The organism is Neisseria sp. P0006.S004 (assembly GCF_051963015.1).
Taxonomy (GTDB): domain Bacteria; phylum Pseudomonadota; class Gammaproteobacteria; order Burkholderiales; family Neisseriaceae; genus Neisseria.
On record NZ_JBQCUS010000046.1, the window covers coordinates 1 to 232 of the forward strand.

At 36.6% G+C, this 232-nt stretch carries 1 pseudogene; it reads left to right on the forward strand.

Annotation, left to right across the window (positions count from 1 at the left end):
- Positions 1 to 215 (forward strand): annotated as a pseudogene (locus ACTHR2_RS10605) (NADP-dependent 3-hydroxy acid dehydrogenase); the annotation flags it as partial.
- Positions 216 to 232 lie beyond the last annotated feature (17 nt).

Consider the following 232-nt stretch of genomic DNA (forward strand, 5'->3'; position numbering starts at 1 on the left):
AAATGGATTTTTCTCGCACTGTTTCTATTCAAAAGTCTTTGTATTGCGTTCAAGAGAATTTTAGGGATTTTTTTTGCGTGATTATAAACGCCGGTTTGTCTTTAGGTTTGGTTTCTGGCGATTATGAGGATTTTGGCGATTGGGTATGCTTGATTATAAGCAATTTCATCGGCATGACTTTTATTACTCGCCTGATTTTGGAGGAGTTGGTATAGAGCATAAAGGGCTATAT